This is a genomic window from Micromonospora sp. NBC_01699, assembly GCF_036250065.1.
Classification (GTDB): Bacteria; Actinomycetota; Actinomycetes; order Mycobacteriales; family Micromonosporaceae; genus Micromonospora_G.
Genome location: NZ_CP109199.1, coordinates 3,761,961 through 3,776,051, shown reverse-complemented (window position 1 = coordinate 3,776,051; position 14,091 = coordinate 3,761,961). Strand labels below are relative to the sequence as shown.

The 14,091-nt window shown below is 72.3% G+C and carries 13 protein-coding genes; 10 read left to right on the top strand and 3 right to left on the bottom strand.

Annotation, left to right across the window (positions count from 1 at the left end; translation table 11 throughout):
- The first annotated feature begins 28 nt into the window (after positions 1–28).
- The 7 genes from OG792_RS16500 to OG792_RS16470 all read left to right on the top strand — a co-directional run bounded on the left by OG792_RS16500 (position 29) and on the right by OG792_RS16470 (position 7,792).
- Positions 29–1,642, top strand: coding sequence for a lysine 5,6-aminomutase subunit alpha (locus OG792_RS16500; RefSeq protein WP_329110598.1), 1,614 nt, complete (start codon positions 29–31; stop codon positions 1,640–1,642).
- Entirely contained in the window at positions 1,639–2,412 is a 774-nt protein-coding gene (locus OG792_RS16495; protein WP_329110597.1) for an OAM dimerization domain-containing protein, read from the top strand. Before OG792_RS16500 ends, OG792_RS16495 begins: the two co-directional genes overlap by 4 nt.
- Positions 2,409–2,837, top strand: coding sequence for a hotdog domain-containing protein (locus OG792_RS16490; RefSeq protein ID WP_329110596.1), 429 nt, complete (start codon positions 2,409–2,411; stop codon positions 2,835–2,837). Before OG792_RS16495 ends, OG792_RS16490 begins: the two co-directional genes overlap by 4 nt.
- The gene (locus OG792_RS16485; RefSeq protein WP_329110595.1) at positions 2,834–4,180 is read left to right on the top strand and encodes a glutamate mutase L; all 1,347 of its coding nucleotides are present in this window, start codon (positions 2,834–2,836) and stop codon (positions 4,178–4,180) included. The genes OG792_RS16490 and OG792_RS16485 overlap by 4 nt, the downstream gene beginning before the upstream one ends.
- Positions 4,181–4,723: 543 nt before the next feature.
- Positions 4,724–6,397: an apolipoprotein N-acyltransferase gene (gene lnt / locus OG792_RS16480; RefSeq protein ID WP_329111297.1), complete on the top strand. Its 1,674-nt coding sequence runs from the start codon at positions 4,724–4,726 to the stop codon at positions 6,395–6,397.
- Positions 6,398–6,423: 26 nt separating this feature from the next.
- Positions 6,424–7,203: a polyprenol monophosphomannose synthase gene (locus OG792_RS16475; RefSeq protein ID WP_329111296.1), complete on the top strand. Its 780-nt coding sequence runs from the start codon at positions 6,424–6,426 to the stop codon at positions 7,201–7,203.
- A gap of 64 nt (positions 7,204–7,267) precedes the next feature.
- Positions 7,268–7,792 (top strand): FxsA family protein, encoded by a 525-nt coding sequence (locus tag OG792_RS16470; RefSeq protein WP_329110594.1) that lies wholly within the window; start codon positions 7,268–7,270, stop codon positions 7,790–7,792.
- A 74-nt stretch (positions 7,793–7,866) separates the two neighbouring features.
- Here OG792_RS16470 and OG792_RS16465 read toward each other — a convergent pair whose 3' ends face one another.
- Both OG792_RS16465 and OG792_RS16460 read right to left on the bottom strand, forming a co-directional pair.
- Entirely contained in the window at positions 7,867–8,208 is a 342-nt protein-coding gene (locus OG792_RS16465) for an RNA polymerase-binding protein RbpA (protein WP_326558423.1), read from the bottom strand.
- A gap of 195 nt (positions 8,209–8,403) precedes the next feature.
- Positions 8,404–9,534, bottom strand: coding sequence for a hypothetical protein (locus tag OG792_RS16460; protein ID WP_329110591.1), 1,131 nt, complete (start codon positions 9,532–9,534; stop codon positions 8,404–8,406).
- Positions 9,535–9,779: 245 nt separating this feature from the next.
- Between OG792_RS16460 and OG792_RS16455 the strand changes: the two genes are divergently transcribed.
- The 3 genes from OG792_RS16455 to OG792_RS16445 all read left to right on the top strand — a co-directional run bounded on the left by OG792_RS16455 (position 9,780) and on the right by OG792_RS16445 (position 12,458).
- Entirely contained in the window at positions 9,780–10,955 is a 1,176-nt protein-coding gene (locus OG792_RS16455) for a macrolide family glycosyltransferase (protein ID WP_329110590.1), read from the top strand.
- A gap of 152 nt (positions 10,956–11,107) precedes the next feature.
- Positions 11,108–11,998 carry an aldo/keto reductase gene (locus OG792_RS16450; protein WP_329110589.1) on the top strand — a complete coding sequence of 297 codons (891 nt, stop codon included), beginning with the start codon at positions 11,108–11,110 and terminating at the stop codon, positions 11,996–11,998.
- Between the two features lie 52 nt (positions 11,999–12,050).
- Positions 12,051–12,458: an HAD family hydrolase gene (locus OG792_RS16445; protein ID WP_329110587.1), complete on the top strand. Its 408-nt coding sequence runs from the start codon at positions 12,051–12,053 to the stop codon at positions 12,456–12,458.
- A 42-nt stretch (positions 12,459–12,500) separates the two neighbouring features.
- Here OG792_RS16445 and rox read toward each other — a convergent pair whose 3' ends face one another.
- Entirely contained in the window at positions 12,501–13,937 is a 1,437-nt protein-coding gene (gene rox / locus OG792_RS16440) for a rifampin monooxygenase (protein ID WP_329110585.1), read from the bottom strand.
- Positions 13,938–14,091 lie beyond the last annotated feature (154 nt).

The window sequence follows — 14,091 nt, the reverse complement described above, 5'->3', positions numbered from 1 at the left end:
CCTCGGCGGGTTTCGAGGAAGGAACGTCGTGACGGACAAGCTCGCGTTGGACGCGGCGGTGGTGGCCCGGGCGCGGGAGTTGGCGCGCCGGGCCGGGCAGCCGGTGGTGGATCTGGCCCGTGGTCATACGACGGTGTCGGTGGAGCGGGCCGTGTTGCGGCTGGCCGGGGTGACGGGGGCGGATCCGGATGGGATTCCGTGGGTGAACCGGTTGGTCGACGCCGTGGTGGCCGAGGTCGGGTTGGGTCACGGGGTGGCGTTGCCGGTGTTCGACGCGTTGGCGCGGGAGGGTCTGGCCGGTGGTGAGGTCGGTGCCGGTCTGACGTTGTTGGCGCAGAAGGCGGCGGCCGGGTCGGTGGGTTTCGTGGTGCCGTCGGGGAAGGCGGCGACGGTGGCCAGGTCGGCGGCGCGGCGGGCGGTGGGTGCGGGGTTGCGGTTGGTCGACCGGCGGCGGGTCGAGCGGGAGCGGCTGGTGCGGCGGTACGGGGATCCGGTGCGGCGGCCGTGGATCTATCTGATCGTGGCGACGGGGGATATCTACGAGGACATTCCGCAGGCGCAGGCGGCGGCGCGGGCGGGTGCGGATGTGATCGCGGTGATCCGGTCGACGGGTCAGTCCCTGTTGGACTACGTGCCGGAGGGGGCGACCCGGGAGGGTTTCGCGGGGACGTACGCGACGCAGGAGAATTTCCGGCTGATGCGGGCGGCGTTGGACGAGTCGTCGCGGGAGTTGGGCCGGTACGTGCGGTTGACGAATTACGCGTCCGGGTTGTGTATGCCGGAGATGGCGGCGTTGGCCGGCCTGGAGCGGCTGGACATGATGTTGAACGATTCGATGTACGGGATTCTGTTCCGGGACATCAACCCGATCCGTACGTTCGTCGACCAGCGGTTTTCCCGGCAGGTCCACGCGCGGGCGGGGATCATCATCAACACCGGTGAGGACAACTACCTGACCACGGCGGACGCGGTGGACGAGGCGCACACGGTGACGGTGTCGCAGTTGCTCAACGAGTTCTTCGCGCATGAGGCGGGGTTGGCGGACTGGCAGTTGGGGTTGGGGCACGCGTTCGAGATCAATCCGGATGTGCCGGAGTCGTTCCGGTTGGAGTTGGCGCACGCGTTGCTGGCCCGGGAGTTGTTCCCGGAGGCGCCGTTGAAGTGGATGCCGCCGACGAAGCACATGACCGGGGACGTGTTCCGGGGGAACCTGTTGGACGGGTTCTTCAACCTGGCGGGGGCGATGACCGGGCAGGGGATCCTGCTGGTCGGGATGATGACCGAGGCGGTGGTGACGCCGTGGTTGTCCGACCGGGACATCGCCCTGCAAAACGTCAGGTACGTGCTGAACGCCGCCGGTGGGTTGCACGAGGATTTCGTGCCGGCGTCGGGTGGGTTCATCCAGCGGCGGGCGGCGCGGGTGTTGGACGATGCGGTGGGGTTGTTGTCCCGGATCGCCGACGACACGTTGTTGAACGCGATCGCCGAGGGCACGTTCGGGATCATGAAGCGGCCGGCGGACCGGGGCAAGGGCCGCAACGGGGTGGCGGTGCACGCGGACGGCTACTACAACCCGGCGACGGAGTTGCTGGAACGGGACCAGGCCGCGGCGGCCGCCCGGGGTGCGGCGGTGGCGGCGTGACCGGGCCGGTGGTGCGGCCGTACGGGGACACGACCGGTGACGGCATGGTGCAGGTGTCGTTCACGTTGCCGATCGCGCACGACAAGCGGGCCGAGGGTGCGGCGTTGCAGTTGGCCGGGAAGATGGGCCTGGAGCCGGCGATGCTGGTGCACGCGAAGCAGATGGGTGACGGGTTCACCTTCTTCGTCGTCTACGGGCGGGTGAATCACCTGGTCGACCTCGATTCCGTACGGGTGGTGGAGCGGGACTTCCCGTTGCTGTCGGCGAAGGAGGTCAACGCGTTGGTGAAGTCCCGGCTGCGGCGCAAGTTGTCGGTGGTGGGGGCGTGTATCGGTTCGGACGCGCACACGGTCGGGATCGACGCGATCCTCAACGTCAAGGGGGTCGCGGGTGAGAAGGGTTTGGAATATTACCGGGAGTTGAAGGTGACGAACCTGGGCGCGCAGGTGAGTGTGCCGGAGCTGGTCGAGGCGGCCCGGGTGGAGAAGGCCGACGCGGTGCTGGTGTCGCAGGTGGTGACGCAGCGCGACGCGCACCTGCACAACACCAGGGAGATGTCGGCGGCGTTCCGGGAGGCGATGCCGGCGGGGCGGCGGCCGTTGCTGATCGTCGGTGGGCCCAGGTTCGACGAGATGATGACCGGTGAGTTGGGGGTGGATCGGATCTTCGGTCGGGGTACGACACCGCGTGAGGTGGCCAGTTACCTGGTGCACGAGTTGGTGGTCAACCGGGAGGTCCGGGTCGGTGCGGTGAAGGGGGCGCGGCGGTGAGCGACGAGCGGGTCGGGTTGACGGTGGTCCACCGGCGGTATGTGTCGTACGGGCACGCGCACTATGCCGGGGCGCTGGTCGACGGGGCGTACGCGTTGGGGTTGTTCGGGGATGTGGCGACGGAGGTGTGTATCCGTACCGACGGGGACGAGGGGTTGTTCGCGTCGTACTCGCAGGTGCAGTTCCGGGCGCCGATGCGGGCCGGTGACGTGCTGGAGGTGGTGGCGACGGTGACCCGGGTCGGCACCCGCAGCCGGGAGATCGACTTCGAGTGTCGGGTGGTGTGTCGGGGGCGGCCGGAGTTGGGGGAGTCGGCGGCGGCGGTGCTGGATCCGCCGGTGGTGGCGGTGACGGCGACCGGGACGGTGGTGGTGCCGGCGCCGCCTCCGGGTGGGGCGCCGGGCGCGGTGGCGCGGTTGCTGTGAGCGGGTACGCGGTCTGCGCCGATGTCGGGTCGACGTTCACGAAGGTCGCGGTGGTGCAGTTGGCCACCGGTGCCCTGGTGGGGGCGGCGGCGCGGCCGACGACGGTCGCCTCGGACGTGCTGCACGGCCTGGACGCGGCGGTGGCGGCGGCGACGGTGGACGTGCCGGCCGCAGCCGGTGCGCCGTGGTACGTGTGTTCGTCGGCCGGTGGCGGGTTGCGTCTGGCGGTCGTCGGTTACGAGGAGTTGGTGACGGCGCGGGCCGGGCAGCAGGTGGGGTTGTCGGCCGGGGCGCGGGTGGTGCACGTCGGCGCGGGCCGGCTGGACCGGGCGGGGCTCGCCGGGTTGCGGGCGGCGCGGCCGGACGTGGTGCTGCTGGTCGGCGGCACCGACGGCGGTGACGGCGAGGTGCTGGTGCACAACGCGACCCGGTTGGCGGCGGCCCGGTGGCGGGTGCCGGTGGTGGTGGCCGGCAACGTGGAGGTCCGGTCGGAGGTCGTCGGGGTGTTGGCCGGTCGGGGGGTGCCGGTGACGGTGGCCGACAACGTGTTGCCGCGGATCGGGGTGTTGGCGCCGTTGTCGGCGCGGGCGGCGATCCGGGACGTGTTCCTGCGGCATGTGATCGGCGGGAAGCGGTTGTCGCGTGGTACGCGGTTCGCCCGGCTGGTCCGGGCGGCGACCCCGGAGGCGGTGCTGACCGGGGTGGAGGTGCTCGCCGACCAGCTTCCCGGTGACCTGGTGGTCGTCGACGTCGGTGGTGCGACCACGGACGTGTATTCGGTGCTGACGCCGGACGAGCGGGCGTCGGGGCCGGCGCGGGCGGCGGCGGGGATGTTGTGGCGGGCCCGGACGGTCGAGGGGGACCTCGGTATGCGGTGGAGCGCCCCGGGGGTGGTGGTGGCGGCGCGGGCGGAGCGGATGCTGGCTCCGGGTGAGCTGGAGGTGTTGACCGTCGCGGCGGCGGAGCGGGCCGCGAATCCGGGGTTTCTGGCCGTTGATCCGGATGCCTGGGTGGTGGATTGGCGGATCGCCGGGTTGGCGGCGACGGTCGCGTTGCGGCGGCACGCGCGGGGCGCGGCGGTCGGCGACGGTGCGGGCCGGGATCTGCGCGACGTCCGGTTGGTGATTGGTTCGGGGGGTGTCCTTCGCCACGCCGGTCCCCGGGAGGCGGTGGCGGTGCTCGATGCGGTGTTGACCGACCACGGCGGTGGTTGGGCGTTGCCGAGGTCGGCGACACCGGTCGTCGATGATCAGTATGTGCTGGCCGCCGCGGGGTTGCTGGCCGCGGAACATCCGGACACGGCGGTCGGGTTGCTGCGGCGGCATTTGCTCGGTGAGCGCTGACCCGGCGACCCGCGGGGTCCGACACGCCGAATTGGTCGGGCTGACTTGGCCGCTGGCAGTTGACACGGCCGGGGGTGCACCACGTACCGTCTTTGAGTCCTACTACGGGAAGCGGCTGTTGTTCGCTTCGTCCCTTCGTCCGCTGGCCGAGTGACTGTTTTCGATGTCGCAGCGGCCAGGTCCAGCGGGCGGGGGTCGGCGGGGCGGCGCGAACCGGCCGCGGTTACCGGTGTAAGGGCAGGATGACGTGCACGGCCAGTAGACAACGGCCTGACGGGGACAGCCAGTCTCCCTCCGGTCGGTCCGAAGGTCGTGACGGGTCATCTCTGCCACACCGGCCGGGAAGGGCCTGGGAGCGTCGGGGCGCGGCCACTGGCCGCGCCCCGATTTTGTCATTCGCGGCGGCCCCGCCGGCCGGTGTCGTCCCGTGGTGTCGGGGGCGGACGTGGTGGCGGGCGCGGGTCGGGCCGGTAGCCTTCGCCGGGGAGATCCACCGCCGTTCGGTTCGGTGGTGGCCGGACGGGCGGTGAGACACAGGTGACGATGGTGGACACGCGGGTCGGTGCGGGTCGGGACCCGGACCCGGTGCGGCCCCGGCCGCTGCCGCTGTGGGTAGCGGTGCTGGCGGCGCTGGCCGGCGGCGGTGCCCTGCTGGCCGCCTTCCCGCCGTACGGGCTGTGGTGGTTGGCGCCGGTCGGGGTGGCGTTGCTCGCGGCCGCGACCCACCGCCGCCGGTTGCGGGCCGGCGCGGGGCTGGGGGCGTTGACCGGCCTGGCCCTGTTCGTGCCGATGCTGAGTTGGACGAACCTGCACACCGGTGACCTGCCGTGGCTGCTGCTGTCCGGTTTGCAGGCCGGCTACCTGGCCCTGCTGGGCCTGGCGACGGCCCTGGTCAGCCCGGTCGTCGACCGGTGGCGCTGGTCGTGGCCGGTGGTGACCGGGCTGCTGTGGGTGGCGCAGGAGGCGCTGCGCGACCGGACCCCGTTCGGCGGGTTCCCGTGGGGGCGGTTGGCGTTCAGCCAGGCCGATGCGCCGCTGGTGCGGTGGGCGGCGGTCGGTGGGGCGCCGCTGGTGACGTTCGGGACGGCGCTCGTCGGCGGGTTCCTGGTCGCGGCCGCCTGGTGGGCGGTCACCGGGCGGCGGCCCACGGGAACGGCCGGGGGCCGGGGCGGCTGGGCGCCGTACGCGGCGCTCGGGGCGGCGGGTGCGGTGGTGCTGGTCGGGTTCCTGGTGCCGCTCGGGGGCGGCTCCGGTGCCGGTAGCGCCACCGTGGCGATCGTGCAGGGCAACGTGCCCCGGCTCGGGTTGGACTTCAACGCCCAGCGGCGGGCGGTGCTGGAGAACCACGCGAACGCCACCATCGACCTGGCCGCCCGGGTCGCCGCCGGGACGGCGCAGCAACCGGACCTGGTGGTGTGGCCGGAGAACGCCAGCGACGTCGACCCGCTGCGGGACAGCACGGCGGCGGCCGAGATCACCGCCGCGGCGGATGCGATCCGGGCACCGATCCTGGTCGGCGCGGTGCTCCTCGGTCCCGGCCCCGGGCAGGTCCGCAACACGGGGCTGCTGTGGCTGCCGGGGACCGGCCCGGATCTGGACCAGATGTACTTCAAGCGGCATCCGGTGCCGTTCGCGGAGTACATCCCGTTGCGCAGCATCGCCCGGAAGGTCAGCTCGCAGGTCGACCGGGTCCGGTCCGACTTCGTCGCCGGCACCCGCCCCGGGGTCGTCACCGCCGGCGGGCTCACCCTCGGCGACGTGATCTGTTTCGAGGTCGCCTACGACGAGGTGGTCCGGGACACCGTCACCGGTGGGGCGCAGCTGCTGGTGGTGCAGACGAACAACGCGACGTTCAACGAGGCCGAGGCCCTCCAGCAGATGGCGATGGTGCGGTTACGGGCGGTCGAGCACGGTCGTGAGGCACTCATGGCCTCCACGGTCGGGGTGTCCGGGTTCGTCGGGGCCGATGGGCGGGTAACCGGTGCAACCGGGTTCAACACCCCAGCGGTGGTGGTCCGGGAAGTGCACCTCGGGGACGCCCGTACGGTCGCCACCCGGGTCGGTTTCTGGCCCGAGGTGGTGCTGGTGGGGTTGGCCGTCGCGGCGCTCGTGGCGGCCGTGGTGGTTCGCCGCCGCCGGGTGGTCCCCGTAGACGGTCCGTCGGTGGCGGGGGGTGAACTCGACCCCGCGGCCGCGGCAGATGCGGAGGATCGGTGAGTGAGCCAACCGGTGCGGTCGAACGCATGCCGGGTTATCCGGGCGTGGGGCGGGTCCTGGTCGTCATTCCCACCTACAACGAGGCGGACAACGTCGTCGTCATCACCGAGCGGCTGCGGCAGTCGGTGCCGACGGTGGAGATCCTGATCGCCGACGACAACAGTCCCGACGGGACCGGGGCGGTCGCCGACCGGCTCGCCGCCGCGGACGAGTTCGTCCACGTGCTGCACCGGTCCGGCAAGCAGGGCCTGGGGGCGGCGTACGTGGCCGGGTTCGGCTGGGCGCGCGAGCACGGGTACGACGCGGTCGCGGAGATGGACGCGGACGGGTCGCACGCCCCGGAGGAACTGCCCCGGTTGCTTGACGCGGCCCGTGACGCCGACGTCGTCATCGGTTCCCGGTGGACCTCCGGCGGTGCGGTGGTCAACTGGCCGTGGCACCGGCAGGTGCTCTCCCGTGGCGGGAACCTGTACACCCGGTTGGCGCTGGGTATGCCGGTTTCCGACGCCACCGGTGGGTTCCGGATCTACCGGGTGCCGGCGTTGGACAAGATGGACTTCGAGTCGGTCGCCTCGCAGGGGTACTCGTTCCAGGTGGAACTGTCCTGGCGGGCGCATCAGGCCGGTTTGCGGACCGTGGAGGTGCCGATCACCTTCGCCGAGCGGAAACACGGGGCCAGCAAGATGAGTCCGCTGATCATCGCCGAGGCGTTGTGGCGGGTGACCCTGTGGTGTCTGCAAGAGCGCCGGGTCGGGTTGGGGCGGCGTCGGGCCCGGTTCGGCGACAGCACGTCGCGGTGGCCGTAGAACCGGCCCGTGTCATGCTTGAGGGGCGGGATTCCGCTGCCGTTCATCATCCGGATGGGGTGACATGCGCCGAGGGCTGAGACTGGTGCCGTTGGCACTTCTGCTCGCCGTGGTCATCGAGATCGTGGTTTTCGTCCTGGTCGGCCACGCGATCGGGTTCGGGTGGACGATCCTGCTCGTGCTCGCCGCGTCGGTCCTGGGTCTGCTGCTGCTGCGCCGCGAGGGCATGCGGGCGTGGCGTGGGTTCCGCAGCGCCGCCGAGGCCGGCGCTCCGCCGGGCAGGCAGGTCGTCGACGGGCTCGTCGGGCTCGGCGCGGGTCTGCTGTTGGCCGTACCGGGGCTGGTCAGCGGGGTCGTCGGCCTGCTGCTCGTGGTTCCGCCGGTGCGCCGGCTCGCCGCCCGTGGGGTGCGGGTGGCGACGGAGCGGCGGGTGTCGGCGATGGTCGCCGGTGACCTGTTCGGGCCGCGCCGGGTCCGGGTGCGCCGCGGGGCGCCGCAACCGCCGACCCCACCCGCCGCCGACAGTCGACCGCCGCCGGCCACCGGGCCGGCGATCGAGGGCGAGATCGTCGACCACCGACCGAACTGACCGTCACCCGTACGCGAAACCGCCCCACGGCCGGTGGCCGTGGGGCGGTTGTGGTTGTCGTTACCGGTGCTCGTTCAGACGCGACCGCGTCGGGTCCGTACCTCTTCGAGTCGTTCGGCGAGGATGTCCTCAAGTTCGGCGATCGAACGGCGCTCCAGCAGCATGTCCCAGTGGGTACGCGGCGGCTTCGCCTTCTTCTGCTCGGGCTCGGTGCCATCCACCAGTCGGGCGACGCTGCCGTCGAACTTGCACTCCCAGGTGATCGGAACCTCGGCGTCGACGGCGAAGGGCACCTCGAACTGGTGACCCTTGGCGCAGAGGTACTCGCGGGTCTGGCGCGGCGCGAGCTCCGTGTTCCGGTCGGACTCGTAGCTGACTGCTCCCAGACGGCTTCCGCGCAGCATGCGCTCGCCCATGTTCGGCATTCCCCTCGGTCGTGGTGCTGGTTCTTATCGGTGTAACGATGGGTACCGGGTCGGCGATTCCCGACACCTTCGGTAAACGTACTTCTGATCAAACATTCCGAGCGTAGCCGGACGGCGCAACCCGAGATCGGGGCCACCACCGTACCCGATGAGGTCTGGGGTTTTTTGGGGTTGTTTCGCCCTTTTTCAGGCGGGTGGGAGTTGACCCGTCGGGGCGGGTGCCGCCGGCAACGCCCGGCTGCTCAGGCTCGCCAGCGCCGCCGCCAGGTCGCTGACCTGCACCGACAGCCGGGCCACCCGGTCGGCCGCAGCGTCCCGGTCGGCCTGCGCGGCCTCCAGCCGGGCGACCAGGTCACCGATCCGGGCCTGCGCCGCCGCCGTCGCCTCCGTCGCGGCCCGCAACTCCCCGGCGACCCGCTCCCGGTCCCGTTGCGCCCGATCCGCCGCCGCCCGCGCCAGCCCCGCCGCCTCGGCGTCGCGTTGCGCCCGCTCGCCGGCGGCGACCGCGTCCCGCGCCGCCGTCGCCGCCTGCGCCTCGGCCCGCTCCGCCCGGCCCTGCGCCTGCTGCGCCACCTCCCGGAACTCCTCCGCCGCCTCGACCGCCCGCGCGGCGGACGCGGTCGCCCGGGACGCGTCGGCGCGGGCGGTGTCCCGTTCCCGGGTCAGGTCGGTCATCGTCCGCCGGTCGGCCTCCGCCTGCGCCCGCAGCGTCCGCAGGTCGTCGCGGGCCACGTCCCGGTCGGCCTCGGCCTGGGTACGCAGCGCCTGCGCGGCGCTCACCGCCCGCCGCGCCTCGTCGCGCTCCGCCAGCGCCTCGACCGCCCGCGTCGACGCCTCGGTGGCCAGCTCCTCGGCCTGCCGGGCCTGCCCGAGCGCGGTGGCCCGGTCGGCGACCGCCCCGGCCGTCGACCGGTGCGCCACCGTCAGCGCCGCCGTGGCCGCCTCGGCCTCCCGGCGGGCCTCGTCCCGTTCGGTCTGCGCGGCGGCGACCTCGGTCGCGGCGTCGGCGCGTGCCTGCGCGAGCTGCCGTTCGACCCCGACCGGCGACAACTCGGCGTGCAGCGCCTCGGTCAGGCTCTCGACCACCTGGTCCAACCGGTCGACCGCCTCCCAGGTCCGGGCCACCTGCCCGGCGAGCCCGGGCGCGTTGCGGTGACGCATCCGAGAGTTGCGGGAGGCCCGCTGGCAGGCGCCGTCGTTGTCCCGGCAGTAGCGGAACGGTCGACCCGCGGCGGTGCGCTGCGGGACCGGCCGGCCACAGTGGGCACAGGGACGGGTGTCGGCCGGGACATCCCCGGCGGTCGCGTTCTCGCTCATCGCCGGGCAGTCTAGGCGGGTCGCCGGCCCCGGAACCCACCCCGGCGGTCGCCGACGAGCCGGAGCCGGGATAGCATCGACGGATGCATCTCCTCCAGCTCTACGGCTGACCCGGCCCGAGGACCTCGTTCGTCCTCGACCCACCCGAGTGCGCGTCCCGCGAACGGTCTCCCCGTCGCGGTGAGACCCGGCGCACCGGCTTTGCCGTGTCCAACTTTGCCGTAGAACTGAAACGAGGAACACCCATGTCACGTCGTCGTGCCCATGTCGCGATGGTCGGCATCCCCGCCATCAGCCACGTCCTGCCCAGCATCGAGGTCATCCGTGAACTGGTCGCCCGCGGCCACCGGGTGACGTACGCCAACGACCCGGCCGTAGCGGACCTGGTCAGCGCCACCGGCGCCGAGTTCGTCCGCTGCGACTCCACCCTCCCGGTCGCCGACCACGACTGGCCCGACGACCCGATCGCCGCGATGGGGGTCTTCCTCGACGACTCCATCCAGGCACTGCCGCAGCTGCGTTCCCGCTACGACGACGACCCGGCCGACCTGTACCTGTACGACATCGGCTCGTTCGCCGCCCGCGCCCTCGCCGAGGCGCATTCGCGCCCCGTCGTGCAGCTCTCCCCGACCTATGTGGCCTGGGACGGCTACGAGGAAGAGGTCGGCGTGCACCTGCGGGCGCTGCCGGGCGCCGACGAGTTCTGGGCGAGGTTCGCCGTCTGGCTCGCTGGCAGCGGCGCCACCACCACCGACGTCGACGCGTTCAGTGGCCGGCCGGACCGGGCGCTGGCCCTGATCCCCCGAGCCATGCAGCCGTACGCCGACCGGGTCGACCCCGACGCGGTCACGTTCGTCGGCCCCTGCTTCGGAAAGCGCACCCACCAGGGCGCCTGGACCCGGCCGGCCGACGCCGGGAAGGTGCTGCTGGTCTCGCTCGGGTCGGCGTACACCCGGCAACCGGAGTTCTACCGGCAGTGCCTGGCCGCGTACGGCGACCTGCCCGGCTGGCACGTCGTACTCCAGGTCGGGAAACACACCGACCCGGCCGAACTCGGCGCCATCCCCGGCAACGTCGAGGTGCACCCGTGGGTATCGCAGCTGGCGATCCTCGAACAGGCCGACGCGTTCGTCACCCACGCCGGTATGGGCGGCAGCAGCGAGGGGCTGTTCACCGGCACCCCGATGATCGCCGTGCCACAGGCCGTCGACCAGTTCACCAACGCCGACCGGCTGGTCGAACTCGGCGTCGCCCGGCGGATCGACACCGCCGACGCCACCGCCGACGCCCTGCGCAGCACCCTGCTCGCCCTCACCGGCGACGAGGACGTCGCCGAGCGCTGCGCCACCCTGCGTGCCGATGCCAGGGCCGAGGGCGGCACCGACCGGGCCGCCGACCTCATCGAGGACCTGCTCGGCTGACCCGCGACGGCGCGACCGGCACCCGTGCCCGGGTCACGGGTGCCGGTCGCGCCACGCCCCACGCAGGGTTCCATTCCGGTACGGGCCCACTTTTCGTCGCCCCGTACCGGTGCTCCGCCGGGCGTCCCGGCCCGCCGTGACAGACTCCGATGATGACTTCGGAGACGACCGGCGCGGCGTCGGCGGGCACCTGGACCCTCGGCGACCGTACGGTCAACCGGCTCGGATTCGGTGCGATGCGGCTGACCTCGAACACCGACGGCACCCCGAGCGATCGGGACCGGGCGATCACCGTTCTGCGGCGGGCGGTCGACCTCGGCGTGAACCACATCGACACCGCGGCGTTCTACTTCTCGCCCCTGCGGTCCGCCAACGAACTGATCAACCGTGCGCTGGCCCCGTACCCGGACGACCTGGTCATCACGACGAAGGTCGGACCCGGCCGGGACCCGTCGGGACAGTGGTCGCCGCAGGCTCGCCCGGAGCAGCTGCGGGGGCAGGTCGAGGAGAACCTGCGTCAGCTCGGCCGGGACCACCTCGACGTGGTCAACCTGCGGGTCAGCGGAACCGAATCGATCGCCGACCGGTTCGGCGCGCTGGCCCTGCTGCGCGACGCCGGCCTGATCCGTCACCTCGGCGTATCCAACGTCGGCCCCGAACAGCTGACGCAGGCCCGGGCCATCGCCCCGGTCGTCTGCGTGCAGAACCGGTACGGGCTCGACGCCCCGCCCGAAGACGACGATCTCCTCCGCTCCTGCGGTGACCAGGGGATCGCGTTCGTACCGTTCTTCGCGATCGCCGGCGCCGGCCGGGAGGCGGGCGCGGGTCACGGCGACCACGACGAGGTGCTGTCCGTCGCGGCCGCCCACGGGGTGTCGGCGGCGCAGGTCCGGCTGGCGTGGACACTGCACCTCGGGCCGCACGTGCTGGCCATCCCCGGAACCGGCGACCCGGACCACCTGGTCGCCAACGTCGCCGCCGGCACGCTGCGCCTGACCCCGGACGAACTCGCCCGCCTCGGCGCCGTACGGCAACACCGGTAGTCGTCGGCCCGCGCCGCAACCGGCCCGGCTCGTGGCCGGATATCGTGCCGGGATGCGGCCGCTGGCACTGTTCGACGCGGTTGCGCGCGGCCGGTGGCGGATCGGGATCGTCACCAACGGCATGACCGACAACCAGCTCGGGAAGATCCGCAACACCGGGCTGGACGGCCTGGTCGACGGATGGTGCATCTCCGACGAGGTCGGCATCCGCAAACCCGATCCCGAGATCTTCCGGCTCGCCGCCCGGCGGTGCGGATCCGGCGACGGTGACGGCGGATGGATGATCGGCGACAGTCTGCACCTCGACGTCGCCGGTGGTCGTGCGGCCGGGCTGCGGACAGTCTGGTTGCGGCCCCGACATCGGCCCGTGTCGTGGTCGTCGGCCGGCCCGGCACCGGACCTCACCGTCGACTCGGTCCCCGAGGCGGTCGAGTCGCTGCTGCGGACATCGGGCCGGTAGGTCCCTGGCACACGTCCCGCTCTTCGAACCGCGACCGCGCGTTCATCCGACAGCGGCACCGAACCACCCGGGTAGCCGGCCGAGCAGATCCTGCTGGTCCTCACCGACCCACGCCACGTGGCCGTCCGGGCGCAGCAGCACCGCCGGCACGTCCACCTCCTCGCTGGTGTCGACGACGTGGTCGACCCGATCTGCCCAACCCGTCACCGAAAGCCGGCCGGTCCGGTCGAGCAGCAGTCCGCGGCCACCGTGCATCAGCCCGTAGAGGCGACCCTGTTTCAGCTGCACGTCCCGCATCCGCCGGCCGAGCAGCTCGTGGCCCTCGCCGAAGTCGTAGCGGATCCCGATCGCGGTGATCATCTCGGTCACGTACCGGTTCACCTCCTCGAAGTCCATCAGCTTCGAGAGCAGCTCCCGCAGCGCGGTCGGACCCGGCTCGGCCCCCAGCAGCGTCACCTGCGCGCGGGTGTTGCTCAGTACACGGGCGCCCACCGGGTGCCGTTCGGTGTGGTAGCTGTCGAGCAGCCCGTCCGGTGCCCAGCCGTTGACCTCGGCGGCCAGTTTCCAGCCGAGGTTGAACGCGTCCTGCACGCCGAGGTTGAGCCCCTGCCCGCCGGTCGGCGGGTGGATGTGTGCCGCGTCGCCGGCCAGCAGCACCCGGCCGACCCGGTAGCGCTCGGCCTGCCGGGTGGCGTCACCGAACCGGGACAGCCAGCGCGGCGAGTGGACGCCGAAGTCGGTGCCCGCGAAGGCCCGCAGCTGCCGCTTGAACTCCTCAAGGGTCGGCCCGGTCGTACGGTCCTCGGCCACACCGTCGGCCGGTACGACGATCCGGTACACCCCCTCGTGCCCGTCCACGTCCGCGATGGCGCCGAACCGCAGTTCGGTCTTGCGGACCTGCGCCACGATCGCGGCGATCGTCGCCGGATCCTGGGTCACCTCCAGGTCACCCAGCAGCGTTTCGACCCTGGCGGGCTCGCCGGGGAAACCGACGCCGAGCAGCTTGCGCACCGCACTGCGGCCACCGTCGCAGCCGACCAGGTAACGCGAGCGCAGCCGCGTGCCGTCGGCCAGTTCGGCGGTCACCCCGTGTTCGTCCTGGCCCAACCCGACCAGTTCGCAGCCGCGCCGGATTTCGGTACCGAGTTCGAGCGCGCGCTCGTCGAGTATCCGCTCGGTGTCCGGCTGCGCGGTGGCGAGCCCGTACGGGTGCGCCGTGTCCAACCGGTCCGGCCACGGCTTGAAGATGCCGCCGAAGAAACCGCCGACCTGGAACTTCTCGCTGACCACGAGGAACCGGTCCAGCAGGCCGCGCTGGTCCATCACCTCGACGCTGCGCGCGTGCAGGCCGCGACCGCGGGACTGCCCGGTCGGCTCGGTCAGCTTCTCCAGCACGACGACACGCACTCCGGCCAGCCGCAACTCGCAAGCCAGCATCAGCCCGGTCGGTCCGCCGCCGACCACGATCACGTCAATCACGAAGACCCCTCACCCACCAAGGTTGCGGTTCGACCGGCTGCTCCGCGCCGTCCGGCGAGACCCGTAGATCGACAGAGGCGCGCGTAGCTGGCGAATCCCCGGTTTCCGCAGGTTCCGGCTTCGATCGGAGATTCTGCGGCACGCCCCGGGTCTT